The sequence below is a fragment of the Nonomuraea spiralis genome (assembly GCF_014648435.1).
GTDB classification, from domain to species: Bacteria; Actinomycetota; Actinomycetes; order Streptosporangiales; family Streptosporangiaceae; genus Nonomuraea; species Nonomuraea spiralis.
Genome location: NZ_BMRC01000010.1, coordinates 355,015 through 377,121 on the forward strand (window position 1 = coordinate 355,015; position 22,107 = coordinate 377,121).

Sequence of the window (22,107 nt, forward strand, 5' to 3'; positions counted from 1 at the left end):
CGCCCGCCGCCCCCGCGCGCGGGCCCTGGGCCTTCGCGGGCGCCGGAGGTGGTCCGGCGCCCGCGAGCGGCCGCCCGGTCTCAGGACAGCAGCGCCGCCAGGGCGAGGGTGGTGTCGGGGTGGTGGGTCAGCAGGGCGGCGGCCTCCGGGTGCTCCGGTCCGGCGCCGGCGGCCACCGGCCGCCAGCCGCCCTCGCAGCCCAGCAGCTCGGCCGCCGCGTCGCAGGCCGCCGGATGCCCGGCCAGCAGCTCGGCGACCGGGCCGGACGCGGCGGGCGCGACCGCCTTGGACGCGGGCGGCGCCGCCGTACGGGCCCATGGCGGTGTCCAGGCGTCCACCGCCGTCAGGCTGCCGGGGAACGTACGACCGGCCTCCCGTACGAGGACCGGCATCAGCTCCCCCGCCTGGTCCCGCAGCGTCGTGATCAGCTTCGGCAACCACGGCAGCAACACCTGGTCCGGCAGCCGTCCGAACGCCTTGGAGATCACCTCCACCACGAACCCGGACAACGCCGGAGCCGGCTCCATCGCCTGCACGAACCCGGTGATGTACTGCGGGAACGACGGGATGACCAGCGGGTTGGCCAGCAGTTCGTCGCACCGCGACCGCAGCTCGGCCAGCGGCAGCAACCCCAGCAGGTGCTGGGCCGCCCACAACAGCGCCACCTTGGCCGGCGACTCCGGATGCGACTGCCGCACCGCGATCTCCAGCTGGGCCCGGTCGCACCCGAGCGCCAGCGCCAGCCCCTCCATCGTGAACAGGAACCCGAGCATGGCCGACACCTGCCGCACCCCGGTCTCGTCCTCGACGAACGCGGTCGGGAGCAGGGTGCAGTAGTGGGCGTAGCCCTCGGTCACGAACGCCTCGCACCACGTGGGCAGCACGGGCTCGGCGGTGCGGTAGTAGGACAGCAGGCGGCGGATGCGGCGCAGCACGTCCGGGGCGTCGTCGACGCTGCGCTCGGCCGCCAGCAGCTCCACCGCCCGCGCGCCCAGCTCGTCGGCGATGCGCCCGCCGCCCAGGAAGAGGATGGCGTCCTCGACGGCAGCCAGCGCGACGGCGGCGGTGGCGTCCGGCTCCCACACCTTGCGCCGCAACCGCTGTTCGAGCACCTGCTCGATGGTGACGCCCTCGTAGCCGAGCTCGATGATGGCCCGCTGGTTGCGGCCGATCGCCAGGTCCCAGCTCTCCTGGATCGGCCGTTCGCCGAGCCTGCGCTCGCCCATGATCGGCCGTGCCGCGTCGCCGGGCAGCAGGTAGCGCAGCATCCACAGCAGGTCGGAGCAGGGCAGCAGCTCGGGGTCGGAGTGCAGGTCGAGCAGCGCCCGCTGGAGCGTACGCCGGTCCAGGTCGACGCCGAGCGGCCGGAGCCGGTCGTAGACGTCCTGGGCCAGCGGGGGCAGCGCGTCGTAGCCGACCGAGCCGATGCGGTCGCCGCCGAGCAGGATCTCGCACAGGCGGCGCACGTCGCGCCGGCCCGGCACGACGTCCTTCTCGATGCACGTGACCGCCGCGTCCTGGAAGTCGTACGGCGTGGGCCTGGTCCGGTTGCGCATGCCGGCGAGCAGGATCGACGTCTCGAACACCGCGATGGCGTCGGCGGTGCTGGCGAGATAGCCGTTGCGGCGGGCCAGCCGGACGATGTCCACGCTCCAGCCCAGCAGCTCGGCCTCGTCGAGCGCGTCGAGCTTGGGCGGGCTGGACAGGAACCCGGTCAGCCGGTCGGCGGCCTGCGCCGGCGCGGCGGGCGCGGGCAGCTTGACCGCCCGTTTCCTGGTGCCCTTCTGCCCGCTGAGCTGGAACGGGGTGAGCTTGCTCCGCGTCACGGCCTTGGCCCAGGTCGCGGCGGCGATCGACACCGACCCGGAGGCCAGCCCGAACTGCGCCTCGATGGCCGAGTGGCTGGACGGGATCAGCCCGTACAACCACCGGGTCCCGGTGCGGGGGCCGATCTCGTACGGGGCGGTGGCGGCCAGGCCGAACTGCTCGACGCGGCTGGCGGCGTGGAAGGCGCCGCAGACGTAGAGGCAGTCGGCCGGGTCGGCGCCCGAGGCGGCCAGGTGCTCGCGCATCCTGGTCCACATGTAGCGCTCGCGCTCCTCGTCGACGGCCAGCCGGTCGTCCTCGGGGCGCAGCCGGCGGAACAGGCTGCCGATGAGGACCATGACCTGGCGGTAGGTGTCGTAGTCGGCGCCGGACAGCGGCTGCTCGACGTACTGGTCCCACCATTCCGACCAGTGACGGACCTTGCCGTGGTGGAGCAGGTGCTCCTCCAGCTCGGCGAAGCGGGGGCGCAGGTCGCCGATCTCCACGCCGACGGCGTCGCCGTGCAGGCCGGCCTCCTCTCCCGGTTTCGCCGGCTCCTTCTCCTGCTCTCGCGGCAGCCATTGGAAGACGTGGTCCGACGAGCGGTCGACCAGCACCAGCTCGACGTCCGGGGTCTCCAGCGCGTACGAGATGGCCTGGTACTCGGCCGACGCCTCGGTGATCGGGGCCACCACGCTCAGCGGCCCCGAACCCTTGGGGAAACCGTCCAGCTCGGTCGCGAACGCCTGGAGCGCCACCGGCAGCCGGCAGTTGCGCAGCTCGGTCAGCAGCGGCGCCAGGTCCTCGCAGAGCTCCAGGTAGATGACCTTCGGCTGCTTCTCCCGCAGGCGGCGCACCATGGCCAGCGCCGAGGCCGGCGAGTGGTGGCAGACCGGGAAGATCTCCAGCTCCTCGCGCAGCGCCCGGTCGACGTCCTCGACCAGCCCGGTGAGGATGGACGACACCGCGCCGTCGCCCACGAAGGCCGCGGCGGCCTCGCTGAGCTGGTCCTTCAGCGGTTGGAAGAGGCTCATGACAGGGTGGAGATGGCCTGGCGGCCGCCCTCGAGGAAGTCCTGCCACGGGCCGCCGTCCTTCTTGCTGCGCGGTTCGACGACGCCGTGCCAGTACTTGTTCAGGATGGCCAGGTCCTCGGGGCTGCGCCGGGCCAGCGAACCGACGAGCGAGCCCGCCAGCGTCTCGGGCCGCAGCGTGCGGTCGCCGAAGAAGTGGCTGTGCAGGATCGCGTCCTCCAGCACGCCGATCTGCTCGGCCGTGGACAACGCGGACTCCAGCTTCTCGTCGTCGCTGGTCGCCGAGGCGGCCGCGGCCCGCAGGTCGGCGAAGCTCTGCAGCAGGATGTCCAGCAGCGTGGGCGGCAGGTCCAGCTCGATCTGGTGCCTGCGCAGCAGCTCCTCGGTACGGAACCGGACGATCTCCGCCTCGCTCTTCTTGTTCGTCACCACCGGGATGCGGACGAAGTTGAACCGCCGCTTGAGCGCGGAGGACAGGTCGTTGACGCCCCGGTCGCGGCTGTTGGCGGTGGCGATGATCGAGAAGCCGGGCTGGGCGAAGACGATGTTGTCGTCGTCGAGCTCGGGGATGGAGACGTACTTCTCCGACAGGATCGAGATCAGGGCGTCCTGGACGTCGCTGGTCGAGCGGGTCAGCTCCTCGAAGCGGCCGATCACGCCCTGCTCCATCGCGTTCATGATGGGCGAGGGGATCATGGACTCGCGCGACTGGCCCTTGGCGATGACCATCGAGACGTTCCACGAGTACTTGATGTGGTCCTCGGTGGTGCCGGCGGTGCCCTGCACGACCAGCGTGGAGTTGCGGCTGATCGCCGCGGACAGCAGCTCGGCCAGCCAGCTCTTGCCCGTGCCCGGGTCGCCGATCAGCAGCAGGCCGCGGTCGGAGGCCAGGGTCACGATGCTGCGCTCGACGAAGCTGCGGTCGCCGAACCACTTCTGCGGGATCTCGCGGTCGAGCCCGTCGGAACGCTCGGAGCCGAGGACGAAGATGCGGATCATGCGCGGGCTGAGCCGCCACGAGAACGGCTTGGGGCCGTCGTCGACCGACTCCAGCCAGTCGAGCTCCTCGGCGTACTTCGCCTCTGCGGGGGCGCGGAGCATGTCACTCATGGTCGGGGGTTCTCCTAGGTGAGGAAGTTCTTGAGCTCGAAGACGAGCTTGCGGACATGGCCGGAGAGCACGGGGGTGCCCAGGTCCTTGAGTTTCTGCCGGTACCACGGGTCGACGCTCTGGTAGCCGGAGCTGTTGACCGAGCCGACGGGGATGAACTTGACGCCCGACCGGTGGATCGACTCGAAGTCGGTGATCAGCGAGCGGTTGTCGTAGAAGTCGGAGATCCACACCATCACGGTGTTGCGCGGATCGGCGATCTTCGGTCTGGCCAGGGCCATCGCGGCCGTGCCGTCGGTACCGCCGCCCAGCGTCGTACGCAGCAGCACCTCGAACGGGTCGTTCACCCACGGCGTCAGGTCGAGCGCGCGGGTGTCGTACGCGACGAGGTGCACGTCGACCTTGGGCAGGCCGGCGAAGATCGAGGCCAGGATGGTGCAGTTGACCATCGCGTCCACCATCGAGCCCGACTGGTCGACGACCACGATCAGCCGCGCCGGGGTGGTACGCCGGGCCGTCTGGCGGTAGTAGAGCCGGTCGACGTAGAGCCGCTGGTCCTCGGGGCTCCAGTTGGTGAGGTTCTTCCAGATCGTGCGCTCGATGTCGAGGTTGCGGAAGACCCGCTTCGGCGGCACCGACCTGTCGATGACGCCCACGCTCGTCTTCTCCACCTGCGTGCGCAGCACCTCGGCGACCTCGTCCACGAACCTGCGGATGAGCGCCTTGGCGTTGGCCAGCGCGACGCCCGACAGGTTGGACTTGTCGCGCAGCAGCTGCTCGATGAGCGACATGCTGGGCGTGAGCTGCTTGGCCAGGGCCGGGTCGGCCAGCACCTCGCGCAGGCGCATGCGCTTGACGAGGTCGCCCTCGATCATGGCGAGCACGGCGGCCAGCTCCTCGTTGCCCGGCCCGTGCTTCAGGCCGCCGGGCTCGCAGCCCATGCCCTTCTCGAACCAGCCCGCGTCCTGCTTCCAGCGGGCCAGGTCGCCCGCCGTGACGTTGCCCGTGCCGGTGGAGAAGACGTTCAGCAGCAGTTTGGAGACCAGCGCGGCGCGGCGCACCTCGCCGCCCTCCTCGTGCTCCTTCTCCGCCATCAGGTCCTGCAGCTCGGCGCCCAGCTCGGGGAAGCGCTGGACCAGCGTGTCCACCGACACGCCGGGGTCGAGCAGCGCGGGCGGCAGGTCGAGGTCGCCGACGATGCCCATGCTGGCGGTCTCCAGCGCGGGCTGCTCGTCGGCCGAGAACAGCCGCGACATGAGCCGCCAGTACAACACTTGGCGCCGGGTCTCGTCGGCGCTCGTGGTCGGGTCGCTCATTTGCGCAGCAGCCGTCCCGCTCGTTCGCGCAGCACGGCGACGACGTCACCGGCCTTGGCCTCGGCCTTGACGACCTTGGGGTCGGTCGGGCCGGTCGCCCAGTCGCCGTTGTGCGCGGTGACCGGCTTCTTCTTGACCGTCGCCTGTACGGCGAGCGGTTGCAGCAGCCACCTGCCGCCGTCCCAGCGCACCAGCCCGATGCAGGCCGACGACGCCGCCACCAGCTCCGGCGTGAGCGGACAGCTCGACGGGAGCCGGTCGAGGGCGAGGGCGAGCCGGTGGCCGCCCAGGTCGAGGGCCTCGCCGTCGACCTGGTAACCCTCGATCAGCACCGGTTCGGCGATGCGCACGGGGTGGCGGTCGAGCGGCGGCGTGGCGGCGGCCGTCGCGCCCGCGAGCTGGACCCGCGCGGTCGTGAACGGGTCGGCCTCGGCGCCCGTACGGGCCCGGTCGTCGTGCCACAGCAGGTCACCGCCGGGCAGCAGCGGCATGCCGTCGATCTCCACGGACCGGTGTCCGGCCAGCGCGCCCATCAGCACGGGATGACCGCCCAGCAGCCGCCACACCGACGGCCCGGCGATCGTGTCGACCTTGGCCGCCGCGACGCTCGTACGCACCAGCCGCGTCTGCCCGCCGGCCTCCTCCAGGACGCCGTGCACCTGCACCCGTACGACGGTGGCGTGCTCGTGCACGTCGGCGCCGAGGATCAGCAGCCGTCCCGACACCGGCTCGGGCGCGCCGTGCCAGGTGCCGGACTGGGCGAGCAGCAGCGCGCGCGTCCACAGGTCGGCCCATCGCCTGGCGGGCAGCCTGTCCATGGCCGCCACCGGGGCCGAGGCACGCAGTTCGGCGGCCAGCCCGTCGAGCAGGACGGCGAGCCCGCGCAGCCGCGGCACCGCGAGCAGCGCCTCGATCGCCTGGTCGGCGCCGGAGACGAGATCGTGGTCGACACCGCGCCAGCCGGTGATGGCCAGCTCCCGCAACCAGACCCGGCACCCCGCGAGCAGGTTCGCCGGCACCTCGTCGCCGGCGCCCTCCCCCGGCTCCCCGGCCGGGGAGGCGGGCCAGGGGGCGCGGGTGCGGCCCACGGCCTGGTCGAGGCGGGCGAGCAGGGCGTCGTGCACCGCGCCGAACAGCGCGGCCCGCCCGCCGGCCAGCACCGCGAGGTGCTCGTCGGCGACCGACCCGGCGGTCACCTTCTCCACCGCCTCGCCCAGCCGGTCACCGAGCGGAGAGGCCCCGAGCGCACCCGCCAGCGCGGCCAGCGCCGCCGCCGGCTCCTCCGCGATCCTGGCGAACCCGTGGCCGAGCGCCTCGTCGAACCCCGCCGCGAGCGCGAGCGCCTCCCGCACCCCGGCCGGCCCGTCGCCCACAAGCTCTGCGAGCTGTACGTCGAGCATCATCGCACCTCCCCCATCGCCGGGAACCAGTGCAGCTCGGCCAGGGGCTCGACGCTGTCGGGCACCTCCAGATAGGCCAGATGACGCAGGAACCGGCTGAACACGACGGCCGCCGGGGTGCGCTGCGGGCTGCCGTTCAGCGCGCTCATCAGGTGGCCGCCCTCGGGCACCTCCACGCGCAGGTAGCGGGCCACCCGGTCGAGGCCGTACTGCAGCACGGCCTCGTCGGCCAGCAGGCGAAGGTGCTTGCAGGCGTAGCCGTGCAGCGCGCCGCACGGGCGGTTGTTGTTGGTGCTGCAACTCAGGTCGTGGGTGCCGGCGGTGATCGAGGAGACGTAGACCCGCTCGATGTCGGACCCGCTCGACACGACCCCCTGCAACCGGCCGTCAGCCAGCTCGACGAAGGGCACCTTCGCCAGCTTGCGCGGCTGGACCGGCGGCACCACCCGTACGACGCTGCGCTGTTCCCACGCGGTTTCGTCCGCGTCCAAGATCTCGACCTCCAGTCCGACGGCATGCTCACGCCGACAGCCACTTCCGAATGGGCTTGATCAACAGACCCGGAAATCTACCGGAGGCCACTGACAGAGCGGGCTGGAACGATCATCTCGGGCGAACCGCCCGCATCAGCGCCGATCGACGACGCGATCGTCGATCAAAGAGACGCCGTCCAGGCCGGGTGTGCGCCGGGGGCGAGCTCCACGAAGCCGGGCAGCTCGCGCAGGGCGAGCTCGGCCCCGCCCGGCGTGTACGTCGCGATGATCCGCAGCGGCCGCCACCCGGTGTTGAACGTCGAGTGCAGCGTGCCCTTGGGGATGTAGATCGCCTCACCGGCCCTGACCGGGAACTCCGGATCGTCGCCGACGGTCTGCCGTCCCTCGCCCTCGATGACGTAGAGGACCTCGTCGGAGTCCGGGTGCAGGTGGCGTTCGTGGCCCTTGGTGGGGTTGATGATGACCTCGCCGAACGTGGAGGAGGCGCCGGGCACGGCGTCGGGCGTCACGTGCCACTTGATCGCCCCCCAGTCGAAGATCATGGTGGGCAGGGCGTCCGGTCGTCGGTGCATGGCGGGTTCCTCCCGGTCAGAGCTGCTTGAAGGCACGTACCTGGTCGGCGATGGCACGCTCCGCGGGCAGGCGTTCCATCGAGGACGCGCCGAAGAACCCGGCGATGCCGGCCGTTCTGTCCTGGATGAGGCGTACGTCGTCGGGTTCGGCGATGGGGCCGCCGTGGCACAACACGATGATGTCGGGGTTCACGGCGACGGCCGCGTCGCGCATCTCCTGGATCCGTACGGCCGCCTCGTCGAGGCTGATCGCGGTGACGGCGCCGATGCTGCCCTTGGTGGTCAGGCCCATGTGCGGGACGAGGATGTCGGCGCCCGCCCGCGCCATGGCCGTGGCCTGCTCGGGGGTGAACACGTAAGGGGCGGTCAGCAGCTCCCGCTCGGCGGCCAGCCTGATCATCTCGACCTCCAGGTCGAAGCCCATGCCGGTCTCCTCCAGGTTCGCCCGGAAGACGCCGTCGATCAGGCCGACCGTCGGGAAGTTCTGGACGCCGGTGAACCCGATGTCCTTCAGCTCGTCGAGAAAGCGCGGCATCAGCCGGAACGGGTCGGTGCCGCACACCCCGGCCAGCACGGGTGTGTCCTTGACGACCGGCAGCACCTCGCCGGCCATCTCCACGACGATGGCGTTGGCGTCGCCGTACGGCATCAGGCCCGCCAGCGAGCCGCGACCGGCCATCCGGAACCGCCCGGAGTTGTAGATGATGAGCAGATCGACCCCGCCCGCCTCGGCGGATTTGGCCGACAGCCCGGTGCCCGCGCCGCCGCCGATGATGAGCCGGCCCGCCTCCCGTTCGGCGCGCAGCCGCCGCAGTGCCTCGTCCCGATGCATCAGGCCCCCTTCTGGATCAGCCGGTGCAGCCGGTCGGCGGCGGCCACGGCGAACGTCGTGTCGTTGATGTCCTGGTCGCTCTCCACCACCTCGACGTGGCTGCCCGCGACGGATGCGAGCACCGCGTCGAAGCAGGCCGCGTCGGCCTCGGGGTCGTGGAACGGGCCGCCCTCGACGTCGACGGCCGACACGCCGCCGCGCGGCACGAACAGCGTGACCGGCCCCGACGCGCGGGCCAGCCGCTCGCCGACCGCCCGCCCGATCTCGGCGTTCTCGGCGGGGGTGGTGCGCATGAGCGTCACGGTCGGGTTGTGCACGAGCAGCCGCCGTGACCTGAACCGTTCGGGGACGGTCTCCATCGGGCCGAAGTTGACCATGTCCACCGCGCCCAGGCTGACGACCTGCGGGATTCCGGCGTTCCCGGCGGCGGTCAGGCGGTCGGGGCCGGCCGACAACACGCCGCCCACGAGCTCGTCGGCCAGCTCGGTGGTGGTCAGGTCGAGCACCCCGGCGAAGTGGCCGCCCGCGGCCAGCGCCTCCATGGCGCGTCCGCCCGAGCCGGTGGCGTGGAAGACCAGCACCTCGTAGCCCAGGGACTCCAGCCGGGCCCGAGCTGCGTCCACGGCCGGCGTGGTGACGCCGAACATCGTGGCCGCGACCAGCGGTTTGTCCTCGCCGGCCGGCTCGGCGCGGGCGTCGTACGAGGCGGCCATCGCGCTGATCGCGGCGGCGGCGTTGGACAGGATGCGGCGGGAGACGGAGTTGACGCCGGCGACGTCGACGACGCTGTACATGAGCGTCACGTCGCTCTCCCCGACGTAGGCGGAGACGTCGCCGCTGACCATGGTCGAGACCAGCAGCTTGGGCAGGCCGACGGGCAGCGCCCGCATGACCGCGGCGGCGATGGAGGAGCCGCCGCTGCCGCCGAGCGCGAGCACGCCGCTCAGGCCGCCGCGGGCGTGCAGGTCCTTGGCGAGCGCGGTGGCCCCGGCCGCCATCGCGGCCAGCGCCGCGCCGCGGTCGCCCGCGCTCCTGAGCCGGTCGAGGTCGGTGCCCGCGGCCCGCGCGACGGCCTCGGCCGGGACGTCGGCGGCCAGCGCGGAGGAGCCCATCACGCCGGTGTCCATGAGGACGACGTCCTGCCCGGCCCGGGTGATCAGGTCGCGGACGAGGGCGTACTCCGCCCCCTTCGTGTCGAGGGTGCCCAGCAGCAGTACCGCCATGTCAGACCTCCTGGGATCGGCCTCTCGACCTTACCCCGGCGATCATCGCGCGAACCGGGATCCCACGCGCCCGGGGCCGCCGCCTGGTCGGCGGCGGCGTACGGGGAGTCAGTGGACGGGGAGTCAGTGGACGGGGAGCACGTCCACGCCGTGGTCCGACTCGGGGCGCGGCCCGAAGATACGGCGGTCGCCGGCCGAGATGGGGACGTCGTCGATGCTGGCCTCCCTGCGCCGCATCAGCCCCGACTCGTCGAACTCCCACTGCTCGTTGCCGTAGCTGCGCCACCACTGTCCGGCGGCGTCGCGGGACTCGTACTGGAAGCGGACGGCGATGCGGTCGCCGGTGAACGCCCAGAGCTCCTTGCGCAGGGCGTAGTCCAGCTCGCGCTCCCACTTGCGGCGCAGGAAGGCGGCGATCTCGGCGCGGCCCGTGACGAACTCGCCGCGGTTGCGCCACACCGAGTCCTCGGTGTACGCGAGCGCGACGCGGTCGGGGTCGCGGGTGTTCCAGGCGTCCTCGGCGGCCTGGACCTTGATCCGGGCGGTCTCCTCGGTGAACGGCGGAACGGGCGGGCGTGTCATGCGATGTCCTCTCATGTCGAGAGAACGAGCGTTCTCCCGGGCTGTGCGCTAGCGTAGAGAACGAGCGTTCTCCGCGGCAAGCATCTGGAGGAGTGTCATGGATCACGAGCAGCGGTTGCTGGACGCCGCGGGCGACCTCTTCTACCGCCGCGGCGTGCAGGCGGTCGGCATGGACGAGATCAGGGCCGCGTCAGGCGTCTCGCTGAAACGGCTCTACCAGTGTTTCCCGTCGAAGGAGGCCCTGGTCGAGGCGTACCTGCGGCGGCGGGACGAGCTCTGGATGGGTTCGCTCACCGCGTACGTGGCCGACGACGGCGACGGCATCCCCTCGGTGTTCCGCTGGCTGGAGCGCTGGTTCACCGAGGACGACTTCCGGGGCTGCGGCTTCGCCAACGCCTTCGCCGAACTGGGCGCCGGTTCGGCCGTGGTGCGTACGGCGGTGCGCGAGCACAAGGAGCGCCTGCGCGCCTACCTGCGCTCGCTCTCGGAGGAGGCCGGCGCGGAGGATCCCGGCCTGCTCGCCGAGCAGTTGCTCACCCTGATCGACGGCGCCACCGTGACGGCGATGATCTCCGAGGACCCGGGCGCGGCCCGGTCGGCCGCCCACGCCGCCACCACCCTGGTCGGCCAGCACACGAATCCCCCCACCCCCTGAGCCGCTCCCGCACACGAAAAAGCGCACCCCCGACGTGGGAGTGCGCTCTTTCGGAGTGGGATCAGGCGGCGTAGGACGGGTAACCGTAGCCGACGACCTGCGACGTCGGGCGGACTCGCTCCTCGACCTTGCCGTTGCCGGTGTTGCCCTCGATCGTGGAGATCGTGCCGTCGCCGTTGTCCTTGACGACGAAGCCGACGTGCTGGATGGCGCTCAGGTCCTTGCTGCCGCCCCAGGAGAAGAAGACCACGGCGCCGGGCTTGGCCTCGGTGCCCCAGCGGTCGTTGGCGGCGAACCACTTGGCGTGGGCGACGGTGTAGGCGTCCCAGCCGATCTGCGGGGTGGCGCCGGTCTGGTTGCCGACCCAGGAGACGAACATCGAGCACCAGGCGGCGTTGACGTAGGCCTGGCGGTTGCCGCCGTCACGGGCGACGGTCTCGCCGGCGCGCTGCGAGGAGGCGTACCACTTCTGGAACTTGGTGCCGCCGCCGTTGGCGTCCTCGGTGGTGCCGACCTGGGCCTTGGCGGTGGCCAGGACCTGGGCGGCGGTGACGTTGACCTTGCCCTTGGCGCTCTCGTCGCTCACCTTGGCGACGTACGGGCGGGCGGCGGTCTCGGCGGTCCGCGCGGCGGTGGTGCCGGCGGCGGCCTGCGAGGCGGTGTCGGCGTTCACTGCGGCGTGCGTGCCGAGCACGCCGGCGATGGCGGTCGCGCCGAGGGCGAGCTTGGCGACGTCGAGCTTGAAGGCACGGTGAAGACGGTGCTTGGCCATGAGGGATTACTCCTTGTGCTTCCGTGCCGCTTACCGGGTTAGCTGACGGGTTCGGGCGGGAAGCTGCCCTACGGCACAGCAGTGCCGATTCACCCCGATGGACACATGGGTCCCCGGTTCCGCACACAGGCGGATTCAGCGGTCTCTGGTCAGGCAAAGGGCTGACGCACGTCTTCCCGGGCCCAGGAAAGGGCCTGAAGGTATATCTGCGACGCCCGGACGCGGATTGCCCGCGCCGACTCTGTACAACATGGGGCCTGCCTGGGTAATTCCCGGGCAATGTCATCCCTACCTGGGACGACTCCCCGCTTGGGTGTGTACAACCAACGTACCCGGCGAGTAATTCCAGGGCAAACGCGGGCAATTATTTCGACAGCCGAAAAGAAACGCCGCTCGCCGAATGTCAGGCCACGTGCGCCTTTATGGCGACGCTGGTGAGGGCGAGCAGCAATTCCAGATCCGGCTCGGCGTCGACCTGCACGGCGACCCAGGCGCGGTCGCGGCAGGCATGGATCTGATCGCACGCATGGAGATAGGGCTCCAGGCGTCCGATGGCGGGTGCGGTGAGGCGTACGTGGATCTCGTCCCGGCCGGCCAGGCGCAGGATCTCGGTTCCGCGTACGGTGAAGGCGATCTGTTGCCCGGTGTCGCTGAGAGCCAGCGACGGCCAGGACCGTAACTCCGCGACCGCGCGGGCCACATAGGGTCCGCGGCGCGTGGGCGTCCGCCGCCAGGCGGAGATTCCTGCCACGATCCAATGCTGGGCCACGGCTCACCCCGCCGTCAGCCCCCGTTCCTGAACCGTTATCCCCCTGTGAACGGGCGTATCCGGGCCCTGACCGGCACGGTTACGGACACCTGACCGATACGTATTGACGCTCCCGCAGGCAGAAGCTACCGTCGATTCACAACTTAAAGGAAACTTTCCTAATAGTTTCCCCAGAAGTCTCCCATCCCACTCCCCACACACCCCCCAACGGATGTCGGAGCGACATGAAACACACCATTCTGAGCAAGGTCCTGGCGGGAATGGCGGCACTTGCCCTGCCCCTTACCGCGGCCGTGGCCGCCCCACCGATCGCCTCCGCCAGTACGGTGGCCTTCGCGGCGGCCTGGGCGCCGTGGACGGCCTACACCGCCGGCACGGTCGTCACCTACAACGGCGTCGACTACGTCTGTCTCCAGGCGCACACCTCCCAGCCCGGCTGGGAGCCGCCGAACGTGGCGGCGCTGTGGAAGGTCTCCGGTGGCGGCGGCGGTGACACGACCGCGCCGTCCGTGCCGGGCAACCTGCGTTCGACCGGCGTCACGAACAACAGCGTGGCCCTGGCCTGGGACGCCTCCACCGACAACGTGGGCGTCACCGGCTACGAGATCTACCGGGGCGGCAACCTCGTCACCACCGTCACGGGCACCACGTACAGCGACACGGGCCTGACGGCGAACACGGCCTACAGCTACACCGTGCGCGCGCGGGACGCGGCCGGCAACCGCTCGGCCAACAGCAACCAGATCACCGCGACCACCACGGGCGGCGGCGACGACAAGACCCCGCCCTCGGTCCCCGGCAACCTGCGCTCGACCGGCGTCAGCAACAGCACCGTCTCGCTGACCTGGGACGCCTCCACCGACAACGTGGCCGTCACCGGCTACGAGATCTACCGGGGCGGCAACCTCGTCACCACCGTCACGGGCACCTCGCACACCGACACCGGCCTCAGCGCCAACACCTCCTACACCTACACCGTGCGCGCGCGCGACGCCGCCGGCAACCGCTCCGCCGACAGCAACCAGATCACCGCGACCACCACCGGTGGCGGCGGTGGCGGTAACAAGGTGCTGGGCTACTTCGTCCAGTGGGGCATCTACCAGCGCGGCTACCACGTCAAGAACATCGACACCAGTGGCTCCGCGGCCAAGATGACGCACATCAACTACGCGTTCGGCAACGTGCAGAACGGCCAGTGCACGATCGGCGACAGCTACGCCGACTACGACCGCTTCTACCAGGCGGGCGAGAGCGTGGACGGCGTCGCCGACACCTGGGACAACGGCGCCCTGCGCGGCAACTTCAACCAGCTCCGCAAGCTCAAGAAGAAGTACCCGAACCTGAAGGTGCTCTTCTCCTTCGGCGGCTGGACCTGGTCCGGCGGCTTCGGCCAGGCGGCCCAGAACCCGACGGCCTTCGCCGACTCCTGCTACAAGCTGGTGGAGGACCCCCGCTGGGCCGACGTCTTCGACGGCATCGACATCGACTGGGAGTACCCGAACGCCTGCGGCCTGACCTGTGACACCAGCGGCGCGGCGGCGTTCAAGAACGTCATGTCCGCGCTGCGTTCGCGCTTCGGCTCGAACAACCTGGTCACCGCGGCCATCACCGCCGACGGCAACGACGGCGGCAAGATCGACGCGGCCGACTACGGCGGCGCCGCCCAGTACGTCGACTGGTACAACGTCATGACGTACGACTTCTTCGGCGGATGGGACGCGAAGGGCCCGACCGCCCCGCACTCGCCGCTCACCACCTGGGACAAGATCCCGATCCCCGGCTTCTACACCGACAACGCCATCCAGAAGCTCAAGAGCAAGGGCGTCCCGGGCGCCAAGCTGCTGCTCGGCATCGGCTTCTACGGCCGCGGCTGGACCGGCGTGACCCAGGCCGCGCCCGGCGGCGCGGCGACGGGCCCGGCGCCCGGCACGTACGAGCAGGGCATCGAGGACTACAAGGTCATCAAGACCCGCTGCCCGTCCAACGGCACGGTCGCGGGCACGGCCTACGCCTACTGCGGCAACCAGTGGTGGAGCTACGACACGCCGAGCACGATCGGCGGCAAGATGGGCTACACGAAGAGCCAGGGCCTCGGCGGCGCGTTCTTCTGGGAGCTCAGCGGTGACACCACCAACGCCGAACTCCTCACGGCCATGAAGAACGGCCTCGGATAAGTTCGCACCTCAGGGCCGGTCCCGGTTTCGGGACCGGCCCTTCGCCGTGTCCGGCGTGCCGCAGGACGGAACGCCTACTCTCTGGGAGAAGCTGGTCACCGGGGGTGAACGACGATTCTCTGGGGTGGCGGGCTCAAACAGCCCTTGTTCTCGACGCCGGTGTTCGTGGTCTTTCTGATCGGCATCACGGCGCTGGTGGTCGGGCTGGACAAGTTCACCGGCGGGGGCGCGGAGCTCGTACCGGTGCTGATCTTCCTGCCAGCGATCGTGTCGGGGCTCGGCACGGTGTGGCAGACGGCGATCGCGTCGTTGTGGGTGTTGCTGGTGGTGTCGGGCTCGGTCGCCTATCTGGGCGGCAACCTGCGCACGAACCTGGAGGTCTCCGGCTTCACCGCGGCGTTCGGGCTGATGAGCGTGGTCGGCGCGAGCTACCGGATCCAGCGCGAGGAGGAGGTACGCCGGTTGCGGTCGGCGGCCGCGGCGTTGCAGCGCCAGCTCGTCAGGCCGCTGCCGCTGCGCTCGCTCGACGTGGTCGTGGACGGCCTCTACCAGCCCATCGAGGAGGACACGATGGTGGGCGGCGACATGTACGAGGTGGCGCCGTCGCCGTACGGGACCCGGGTGATGATCGCGGACGTGCAGGGCAAGGGGCTGCCCGCGATCGGCGCCGCGCTGGCCGTGCTGGGCGCCTTCAGGGAGGCGGCCTACCGCGAGACCACCCTCATGGGCGTGGCCGACGCCCTGGAGGACGCGGTGATCAGGCACAACAGGTTCGCCGCGCACACCGGCGAGCGCGAACGCTTCGTCACCGCGCTCCTGCTCGACATCGGGCCGGAGCTGGAGGTGGACGCGGTCAACTGCGGGCACATCGCGCCGTACCTCATCCACGGCGGGAACGCCGGGCAGCTCTGGCTCGGCGAGCCCGAGGTGCCGCTCGGCCTGGCCGCGCTGACGGGCGTGCCGCGCCACAGCGCGCGCTTCGCCTTCCCGGCGGGCGCCTCGCTCCTGCTGTGCACCGACGGCGTCACCGAGGCCCGCAACCGCGACGGCGAGTTCTACCCGCTGGAGCGGCGGCTGCGCGCCTGGGCCCGCGACCCGCCGGCCAGGACCGTCGAGGCCCTGGCCGCTGACCTGACCGCCTTCACCGACGGCGCCCAGCGCGATGACATCGCCGTGCTCATCATGCGCAGGACGGGCTCATGAGCGCCGCTGGTGCCCGAACCTGACCGGCTCGGGGCCCAGCACGCGTACGGCGGGGTCGGGCAGCACCCGCTCGTCGGAGTCCAGCTCGGCGGCCGGGTCGACGACCGGTTCGGCCTCGCCCGCCTCGACCGTCCGGCGTATGAGGCGTTCGCGCAGCTCCGCGGCCACCTGGGCGTGCGAGCGCAGCCCGGCCAGGTTGACCAGTTCGTGGGGGTCGCTGTGCAGGTCGTACAGGGCCTGCTCGTGGTAGCGGGTGGCGGCGGGGGTGTCCCACGGGTCGGCGTCCGGCGCGACGACGTAGTACTTCCACCGGTCCGTACGAATGCCGCGGCCCACCTCCGACTCGCTCACCTGGAAGAACACCTCCTCCGGCCAGGGCGCGCGGGAGTCGGCCAGCAGCGGCAGGAACGAGCGGCCCTGCATCTCGCCGGGCACCGGCAGCCCGGCCGCCGCCAGCAGCGTGGGCGGCAGGTCGAGGGTGCTGACCGGGCGGGAGATCGCGCCGCCGCCGTCGAAGCCGGGGCCGCGCAGCGCCAGCGGCACCCGCAGGGACGCGTCGTGGCAGGAACGTTTGTACTCGTCGTTCCTGGTCCTGAAGTGGCTGCCGTGGTCGGAGGTGTAGGCCACGATCGTGTCGTCGAGCAGGTCCATGCTGCGCAGGGCGTCGAGCAGCCGGCCCAGGCCCTCGTCCAGCCGTTTGACCTGGCCCAGGTAGCCGCCCAGGTGGCGGGCCGAGGTGCCGCCGAGCGCGGCCAGGTCGGCGGGCAGCCAGCGGCCCTGGTAACGCTCCTCGTAGCCGTCGGGGGCCGGGTGGTTGTCGACCTCGTTCTGGTGGTGGGGCTCCAGAAACGACAGGAACAGGTAGAAGGGCTCGGCGTGGTGGTCGGCGACGAACCTGACGGCGGCGTCCACCAGCGCGTCGGAGCGGTAGCCGGGCAGGAACACCGGCTCGGCCGCGTCGTCGTAGACGATCGTGCGGTAGGCGTCGGAGGTGAACTCCAGCGTGTTGGCCGCCAGCCAGGTGCCGTAGCCGCCGCGCTGCCCGGCCGGTACGGGGTCGCCGTCCGCCAGGTGCCACTTGCCGATGTAGCCGGTGGCGTACCCGGCCGCGCCGAAGTGGTGGGCGAGCGTGCGCTGCCCCTCGGGAAGGGTGAGCCCGTTGCGGTGCACACCCACGGACGTGGGAAAGCGCCCGGTCTGGAGGGCGGCGCGGGCCGGGGCGCACACCGGCTGCGGGGTGAGCGCCACCGTGGCCTGCGTGCCGTTCCTGGCCATCCGGTCGAGGTTCGGGGTGAGCGGGCCGACGGTGTCCCACCGCTGCTGGTCGGTGAGGACGACGATCACGTTCGGGCGCAAGCGTGGGCTCCTGTCGAAGGCCGGTCGGCGCTGACGGCGTGCTGTCGATCGGTGCTGTTAATCGATTAACACGCGGGTGGAGGCACCGTACCTCCATGATCGGCCGGGGGCAACCATCGGACTCCGCGGCCCTTGCGCGAATTATTAAGAAAGTTTCCTAATAGAGAGCATTGACGGCCCTGGTCAGCAGACTTAGGTTCCGATCAACCCCCCAGTCATGCCCCATCGGAGGTGGCCCTTGAAGCCTTCACGTTTACACGCGGCGCTCGCCGCGTGCGGCACCTCGCTGCTCCTCATCGCCGGAGCCCTGGCCGGTACGGCCACCGCCGCGACCGACAACGCCGCCTGCCGCCCGGACGGTCTCTACCAGACCCCCGGCGTGGACGTCCCCTACTGCCTGAACTACGACGAGGACGGCCGCGAGAAGATGGGGGCCGACCACCCCCGCCGCATCATCGGCTACTTCACGAGCTGGCGCACCGGCAAGAACGGCCAGCCCGCCTACCTGGCCTCCAACATCCCGTGGGGCAAGGTCACCCACATCAACTACGCCTTCGCGCACGTCGACGGCTCCAACAAGATCGCCGTCGACGACACCGCCACCGGGATGGAGTGGCCGGGCGTCGCGGGCGCCGAGATGGACCCGGCCTACTCCTACAAGGGCCACTTCAACCTGCTGAACAAGTACAAGAAGCAGAACCCCGGCACCAAGACGCTGGTGTCGGTGGGCGGCTGGGCCGAGACCGGCGGCTACTTCGACGCCACCGGCAAGCGTGTGGCCTCCGGCGGCTTCTACTCCATGACCACCAACGCCGACGGCTCGGTCAACCAGGCCGGCATCGGCACGTTCGCCGACTCGGTCGTCGCGTTCGTACGCGCGTACGGGTTCAACGGCGTGGACATCGACTACGAGTACCCGACCTCGATGAAGGACGCCGGGAACCCGCTCGACTGGACCCTCGCCAACGCCCGCAGGTCGAGCCTCATGAAGGGCTACGCGGCCCTGATGAAGACGCTGCGCCAGAAGCTGGACACCGCGGCCGCCGCCGACGGCAAGTACTACATGCTGACCGTCGCCGCCCCCGCCTCCGGCTACCTGCTGCGCGGCATGGAGACGTTCCAGGTCACCCAGTACCTGGACTACGTGAACATCATGTCGTACGACCTGCACGGCGCCTGGAACGAGTTCGTCGGCCCCAACGCCGCCCTGTACGACGACGGCAAGGACGCCGAGCTGGCCAAGTGGGGCGTCTACACCGCCGCGCAGTACGGCGGCCTCGGCTACCTCAACACCGACTGGGCCTACCACTACTTCCGCGGCGCGATGCCGGCCGGCCGGATCAACGTCGGCGTGCCGTACTACACACGCGGCTGGAAGAACGTCAACGGCGGCGTGAACGGCCTGTGGGGCACCTCCAACGGCCCGAGCGGAAGCTGCCCGCAGGGCCTGACCACCTGCGGCGACGGCGCCCGCGGCATCGACAACCTGTGGCACGACGAGGAGAACGGCAAGGAGGTCGGCGCCGGCTCCAACCCCATGTGGCACGCCATGAACCTGGCCAAGGGCATCGCCGGCTCCTACGGCCCCGCCTACGGCCTGGACCCGGCGAACGACCCCGAGGACCGGCTGACCGGCGCCTACACCCGCAACTACAACACCACCCTGACCGCGCCCTGGTTGTGGAACGCCACCAAGAAGGTGTTCCTGTCCACCGAGGACGACCAGTCGCTCGGCGCCAAGGCCGACTACGTCAAGAACCAGGGCATCGGCGGCGTGATGATCTGGGAGCTGGCCGGCGACTACGCCTGGGACGCGGCCAAGGGCGAGTACTTCATGGGCCAGACCCTGACGAGCCTGCTCTACGACAAGCTCAGGACGGCGACCCCGTACGGCGCGGCCAAGGCCAAGGCCAAGGTGGCCGTCCCGGCCGAGAAGCTGGACGTCACGATCGAGGCCACCGGCTTCCCCGCCGGTGACAGCAACTACCCGATCAACCCCAAGCTCGTCATCACCAACAGGACCCAGACCGCCATCCCGGGCGGCGCGGAGTTCCAGTGGGACTACGCGACCTCGGCGCCGAACAACGCCAAGGACCAGTCGGGCTTCGGCCTGCGGGTGATCAGCAGCGAGCACACCGGCAACAACATCGGCGGGCTCAAGGGCGACTTCCACCGGGTGTCGGTGAAGCTGCCCACCTGGCAGTCGCTCGCCCCCGGGGCGTCGGTGACCCTCGACTACGTCTACTACCTGCCCGTCCCCGGCCAGGCGAACTACACCCTGACCTTCGGCGGCCGGACGTACGGGCTGGCGCAGGACCTGGCGCGCGGCGGCGTCACGCCGAGCCCGAGCCCGACGCCGACCGTCACCCCGACCGGCGGCGCCTGCACCGCGCCCGCCTGGAGCGCGACGGCCGTCTACACCGGCGGCCAGCGCGTCTCGCACAAGGGCCACACGTGGGAGGCCAAGTGGTGGACGCAGGGCCAGGAGCCCGGCACCACCGGCGAGTGGGGCGTCTGGAAGGACGCCGGCGCCTGCTGACCGGCGCCGCCCGCGGGCGGGCGGGACGGCCCGCGTCCCGCCCGCTTCGGCGAGGTCAGGTACGTACGACCTGGGGCAGCCTCTTGCGACGTGACGGTGGGCTACGGAAGGATCGCCAGATCGAGCCCCACCGGTGTCCGTAATCCCATGCGTATACCGACGGCCCGCACCCCCCAGCGTTCACGCATGACGACATGAGAGGCTGTCGTGCTACCACAGGAGAACATCGAGCAGTTCGGCTACCGACAGGAATTACGCCGTGGGGTCGGGCTCACCGATCTCGTGTTCTACGGCCTGATCTTCATGGTGCCGATCGCGCCCTTCGCGATTTTCGGTCCGGTCTACTCGGCGTCGGGCGGCATGCCGGTCCTGGCGTACCTGGTGGGCATGGTCGCGATGTTGTTCACCGCCGCGTCGTACACGCAGATGCTCAAGGCCTTCCCGCTGTCGGGCTCGGTCTACAACTACGCGGGCCGCGGCATCGCCCCGCCTGTCGGCTTCATGACCGGGTGGGCGATCCTGCTCGACTACCTCCTCGTGCCGAGCCTGCTCTACCTCGTCGCCTCGGTCGCCATGCACAACACCGTGCCGCAGGTGCCCGTATGGGTCTGGATGATCATCTTCGTGGCGGTCAACACGCTGATCAACCTGCGCGGCATCCGGATGACGATGTCCCTCACCAAGGTGCTGATCACCTGTGAGCTGGTCGTGCTCGGCCTGTTCGTGCTGGCCGGGGTCTGGGCGCTGCTCCAGGGCAGGGGGCACGGGTTCAGCCTCTCTCCGCTGTTCAACCCGGACACCTTCTCCTGGCCGGTGATCTTCGCCGCGGTCTCCGTCGCGGTGCTGTCCTTCCTGGGCTTCGACGGCATCAGCATGCTCGTCGAGGAGTCGTCCGGCGGCTCGGCCCAGGTGGGCAAGGCCATGCGGCTCGCGCTGCTCCTGGCCGGCCTGCTGTTCATCGTCCAGGTCTGGGTCGCGGCCCTGGTCGTGCCGGACCCGGCGGGCGTGCTGGCCAACGGCTCCGAGACCGCCTTCTACGACGCCGCCGCCGCGGCCGGCGGCGAGTGGCTGCGGCACATCACCTCGACCGCCACCGCGATCTCCTGGGGTCTGGCCGACACGCTGGTCGCCCAGGTCGCCGTCTCCCGCCTGCTGTACGCGATGGCCCGCGACCGGCAACTGCCCTCCTTCCTCGCCAAGGTGTCGGTCAAGCACTCCGTGCCGGCCAACGCCATCCTGCTCGTCTCGGCCCTGTCCATCGGCCTCGGCGTGTGGATGGCCAACCGCGAGGACGGCATCGGCCTGCTGGGCAGCCTGGTCAACATGGGCGGCCTGATCGCGTTCGTCATCCTGCACCTGTCGGTGATCGTGCACTACACCGTCCGCGGGCGCTCCACCGACATCTGGTCGCACCTGCTGGCGCCGCTGATCGGCATGGCGATCCTGATCTTCGTGATCATCAACGCCAACATCATGGCGCAGCGGGTGGGCCTGATCTGGCTGGGCATCGGCGCCGTCGTCCTCGGCATCCTGTACGCACTCGGCCGCCGGCCCGTGCTGGGCGGCGAGCCTGCGGCCGACGTGACAGTCAGCCGAGCGACGTGACCCGGGCGCCACTGCATCACGAGCTGTTCCTCATCGGCCACGACCAGACCGGCAAGCCCCTGGTGCACCAGCACTCGATGGCGCTCGGGCTGGCCGGGGCCGTGCTGCTCGACCTGGCCCTGAGCGAGCGCGTCACGGTCGGGCAGGGTGGGATCTCCGTCGCCGATCCCACCCCGGTCGGCGACCCGGTCGTCGACTCCCTCGTGCCGATGCTGGCCCGCGACCGGGCCAAGCGGGACGCCAAGTTCTGGATCAAGAAGCTGGCCGAGGACGCCTACGACCGCACCCGCCAGAGCCTGGTCGCCTCGAACGTGCTCGTCATGGTGACCAGGCGGCGCATGGGCATGCTGCCGTACACGCGCTACCAGCTCGCCGACATCGCCTCGGTCGTGCGCGCCTCGGCCGGGGTGCGCTCGGCGGTGGAGGGGTGGAAGCAGCCCGACGGGCGCGGCGCGGCGCTGTGCGGGCTGGTGGGGGCGCTGCGGCTGGAGGCCGAGCTCTACCTCGACCAGCCCTCGGCCCGGCTCATCGAACGCCTCCGCGAGATCGCGGTCACCCACTCCCCCGTCGTCAAGGACGTCGTGAAGCTGATCGACGACATGCTCGGCGAGGCCGCGGTCGCGGTCTTCCGCTGACCCCAGCCCGCCGGCCCGCACACCGGCGAGG

General features: G+C 70.8%; 18 protein-coding genes and 1 riboswitch. Of the genes, 6 read left to right on the forward strand and 12 right to left on the reverse strand.

Annotated elements, in window-relative coordinates; all coding sequences use genetic code 11:
• Window positions 1-80: 80 nt before the first annotated feature.
• From IEZ27_RS26105 to IEZ27_RS26145, 9 genes are all read right to left on the reverse strand, one after another.
• A complete protein-coding gene (locus IEZ27_RS26105; RefSeq protein ID WP_189649641.1) occupies window positions 81-2,840 on the reverse strand; it encodes a DUF5682 family protein in 2,760 nt (919 codons plus the stop codon).
• On the reverse strand, window positions 2,837-3,949 hold the full coding sequence (locus IEZ27_RS26110) for an ATP-binding protein (RefSeq protein ID WP_189649642.1): 1,113 nt from the start codon (window positions 3,947-3,949) through the stop codon (window positions 2,837-2,839). Before IEZ27_RS26110 ends, IEZ27_RS26105 begins: the two co-directional genes overlap by 4 nt.
• A 14-nt stretch (window positions 3,950-3,963) precedes the next feature.
• Window positions 3,964-5,265 carry a VWA domain-containing protein gene (locus tag IEZ27_RS26115; protein ID WP_189649643.1) on the reverse strand — a complete coding sequence of 434 codons (1,302 nt, stop codon included), beginning with the start codon at window positions 5,263-5,265 and terminating at the stop codon, window positions 3,964-3,966.
• A complete protein-coding gene (locus tag IEZ27_RS26120) occupies window positions 5,262-6,668 on the reverse strand; it encodes a hypothetical protein (protein WP_229824336.1) in 1,407 nt (468 codons plus the stop codon). The genes IEZ27_RS26115 and IEZ27_RS26120 overlap by 4 nt, the downstream gene beginning before the upstream one ends.
• The gene (locus IEZ27_RS26125; protein ID WP_125633071.1) at window positions 6,665-7,156 is read right to left on the reverse strand and encodes a hypothetical protein; all 492 of its coding nucleotides are present in this window, start codon (window positions 7,154-7,156) and stop codon (window positions 6,665-6,667) included. The genes IEZ27_RS26120 and IEZ27_RS26125 overlap by 4 nt, the downstream gene beginning before the upstream one ends.
• A gap of 164 nt (window positions 7,157-7,320) precedes the next feature.
• A complete protein-coding gene (locus tag IEZ27_RS26130) occupies window positions 7,321-7,731 on the reverse strand; it encodes a cupin domain-containing protein (RefSeq protein WP_189649644.1) in 411 nt (136 codons plus the stop codon).
• 16 nt (window positions 7,732-7,747) lie between these two features.
• Window positions 7,748-8,563 carry a phosphoenolpyruvate hydrolase family protein gene (locus IEZ27_RS26135; protein WP_189649645.1) on the reverse strand — a complete coding sequence of 272 codons (816 nt, stop codon included), beginning with the start codon at window positions 8,561-8,563 and terminating at the stop codon, window positions 7,748-7,750.
• On the reverse strand, window positions 8,563-9,786 hold the full coding sequence (locus IEZ27_RS26140) for a Tm-1-like ATP-binding domain-containing protein (protein ID WP_189649646.1): 1,224 nt from the start codon (window positions 9,784-9,786) through the stop codon (window positions 8,563-8,565). The genes IEZ27_RS26135 and IEZ27_RS26140 overlap by 1 nt, the downstream gene beginning before the upstream one ends.
• Window positions 9,787-9,909: 123 nt before the next feature.
• Window positions 9,910-10,368: a nuclear transport factor 2 family protein gene (locus IEZ27_RS26145; protein WP_189649647.1), complete on the reverse strand. Its 459-nt coding sequence runs from the start codon at window positions 10,366-10,368 to the stop codon at window positions 9,910-9,912.
• Between the two features lie 97 nt (window positions 10,369-10,465).
• Between IEZ27_RS26145 and IEZ27_RS26150 the strand changes: the two genes are divergently transcribed.
• Complete coding sequence (locus tag IEZ27_RS26150) at window positions 10,466-11,023, forward strand: TetR/AcrR family transcriptional regulator (protein WP_189649648.1); 558 nt, start codon at window positions 10,466-10,468, stop codon at window positions 11,021-11,023.
• A gap of 61 nt (window positions 11,024-11,084) precedes the next feature.
• Here IEZ27_RS26150 and IEZ27_RS26155 read toward each other — a convergent pair whose 3' ends face one another.
• Both IEZ27_RS26155 and IEZ27_RS26160 read right to left on the reverse strand, forming a co-directional pair.
• On the reverse strand, window positions 11,085-11,795 hold the full coding sequence (locus IEZ27_RS26155) for a CHAP domain-containing protein (RefSeq protein ID WP_189649649.1): 711 nt from the start codon (window positions 11,793-11,795) through the stop codon (window positions 11,085-11,087).
• 13 nt (window positions 11,796-11,808) lie between these two features.
• A riboswitch (cyclic di-AMP (ydaO/yuaA leader) is annotated at window positions 11,809-11,946 on the reverse strand.
• A 252-nt stretch (window positions 11,947-12,198) separates the two neighbouring features.
• Window positions 12,199-12,546, reverse strand: a complete 348-nt coding sequence (locus IEZ27_RS26160) for a luciferase domain-containing protein (RefSeq protein WP_189649650.1) — start codon at window positions 12,544-12,546, stop codon at window positions 12,199-12,201.
• Between the two features lie 242 nt (window positions 12,547-12,788).
• Here IEZ27_RS26160 and IEZ27_RS26165 point away from each other — a divergent pair, with 242 nt between their 5' ends.
• Both IEZ27_RS26165 and IEZ27_RS26170 read left to right on the forward strand, forming a co-directional pair.
• The gene (locus IEZ27_RS26165; protein ID WP_189649651.1) at window positions 12,789-14,738 is read left to right on the forward strand and encodes a glycosyl hydrolase family 18 protein; all 1,950 of its coding nucleotides are present in this window, start codon (window positions 12,789-12,791) and stop codon (window positions 14,736-14,738) included.
• A 159-nt stretch (window positions 14,739-14,897) separates the two neighbouring features.
• Window positions 14,898-15,941, forward strand: coding sequence for a PP2C family protein-serine/threonine phosphatase (locus IEZ27_RS26170; protein WP_229824337.1), 1,044 nt, complete (start codon window positions 14,898-14,900; stop codon window positions 15,939-15,941).
• Here the strand turns inward: IEZ27_RS26170 and IEZ27_RS26175 are convergent.
• Window positions 15,936-17,297: a sulfatase-like hydrolase/transferase gene (locus IEZ27_RS26175; protein ID WP_189649653.1), complete on the reverse strand. Its 1,362-nt coding sequence runs from the start codon at window positions 17,295-17,297 to the stop codon at window positions 15,936-15,938. The two genes, IEZ27_RS26170 and IEZ27_RS26175, sit on opposite strands and share 6 nt — an antisense overlap.
• A 238-nt stretch (window positions 17,298-17,535) precedes the next feature.
• Between IEZ27_RS26175 and IEZ27_RS26180 the strand changes: the two genes are divergently transcribed.
• The 3 genes from IEZ27_RS26180 (at window position 17,536) to IEZ27_RS26190 (ending at window position 22,076) form a co-directional block, all read left to right on the forward strand.
• A complete protein-coding gene (locus IEZ27_RS26180) occupies window positions 17,536-19,836 on the forward strand; it encodes a chitinase C-terminal domain-containing protein (protein ID WP_308427310.1) in 2,301 nt (766 codons plus the stop codon).
• A 207-nt stretch (window positions 19,837-20,043) separates the two neighbouring features.
• The gene (locus tag IEZ27_RS26185) at window positions 20,044-21,441 is read left to right on the forward strand and encodes an APC family permease (protein ID WP_229824338.1); all 1,398 of its coding nucleotides are present in this window, start codon (window positions 20,044-20,046) and stop codon (window positions 21,439-21,441) included.
• Window positions 21,438-22,076 (forward strand): GOLPH3/VPS74 family protein, encoded by a 639-nt coding sequence (locus IEZ27_RS26190; RefSeq protein WP_189649655.1) that lies wholly within the window; start codon window positions 21,438-21,440, stop codon window positions 22,074-22,076. The genes IEZ27_RS26185 and IEZ27_RS26190 overlap by 4 nt, the downstream gene beginning before the upstream one ends.
• The last annotated feature ends 31 nt before the right edge of the window (window positions 22,077-22,107 follow it).

Coding starts and splice junctions, on each gene's coding strand:
- IEZ27_RS26130 (WP_189649644.1), bottom strand. CDS start 7,731: ATGCACCGACGACCGGACGCCCTGCCCACCATGATCTTCGACTGGGGG.
- IEZ27_RS26165 (WP_189649651.1), top strand. CDS start 12,789: ATGAAACACACCATTCTGAGCAAGGTCCTGGCGGGAATGGCGGCACTT.
- IEZ27_RS26135 (WP_189649645.1), bottom strand. CDS start 8,563: ATGCATCGGGACGAGGCACTGCGGCGGCTGCGCGCCGAACGGGAGGCG.
- IEZ27_RS26120 (WP_229824336.1), bottom strand. CDS start 6,668: ATGATGCTCGACGTACAGCTCGCAGAGCTTGTGGGCGACGGGCCGGCC.
- IEZ27_RS26115 (WP_189649643.1), bottom strand. CDS start 5,265: ATGAGCGACCCGACCACGAGCGCCGACGAGACCCGGCGCCAAGTGTTG.
- IEZ27_RS26140 (WP_189649646.1), bottom strand. CDS start 9,786: ATGGCGGTACTGCTGCTGGGCACCCTCGACACGAAGGGGGCGGAGTAC.
- IEZ27_RS26105 (WP_189649641.1), bottom strand. CDS start 2,840: ATGAGCCTCTTCCAACCGCTGAAGGACCAGCTCAGCGAGGCCGCCGCG.
- IEZ27_RS26145 (WP_189649647.1), bottom strand. CDS start 10,368: ATGACACGCCCGCCCGTTCCGCCGTTCACCGAGGAGACCGCCCGGATC.
- IEZ27_RS26155 (WP_189649649.1), bottom strand. CDS start 11,795: ATGGCCAAGCACCGTCTTCACCGTGCCTTCAAGCTCGACGTCGCCAAG.
- IEZ27_RS26110 (WP_189649642.1), bottom strand. CDS start 3,949: ATGAGTGACATGCTCCGCGCCCCCGCAGAGGCGAAGTACGCCGAGGAG.
- IEZ27_RS26150 (WP_189649648.1), top strand. CDS start 10,466: ATGGATCACGAGCAGCGGTTGCTGGACGCCGCGGGCGACCTCTTCTAC.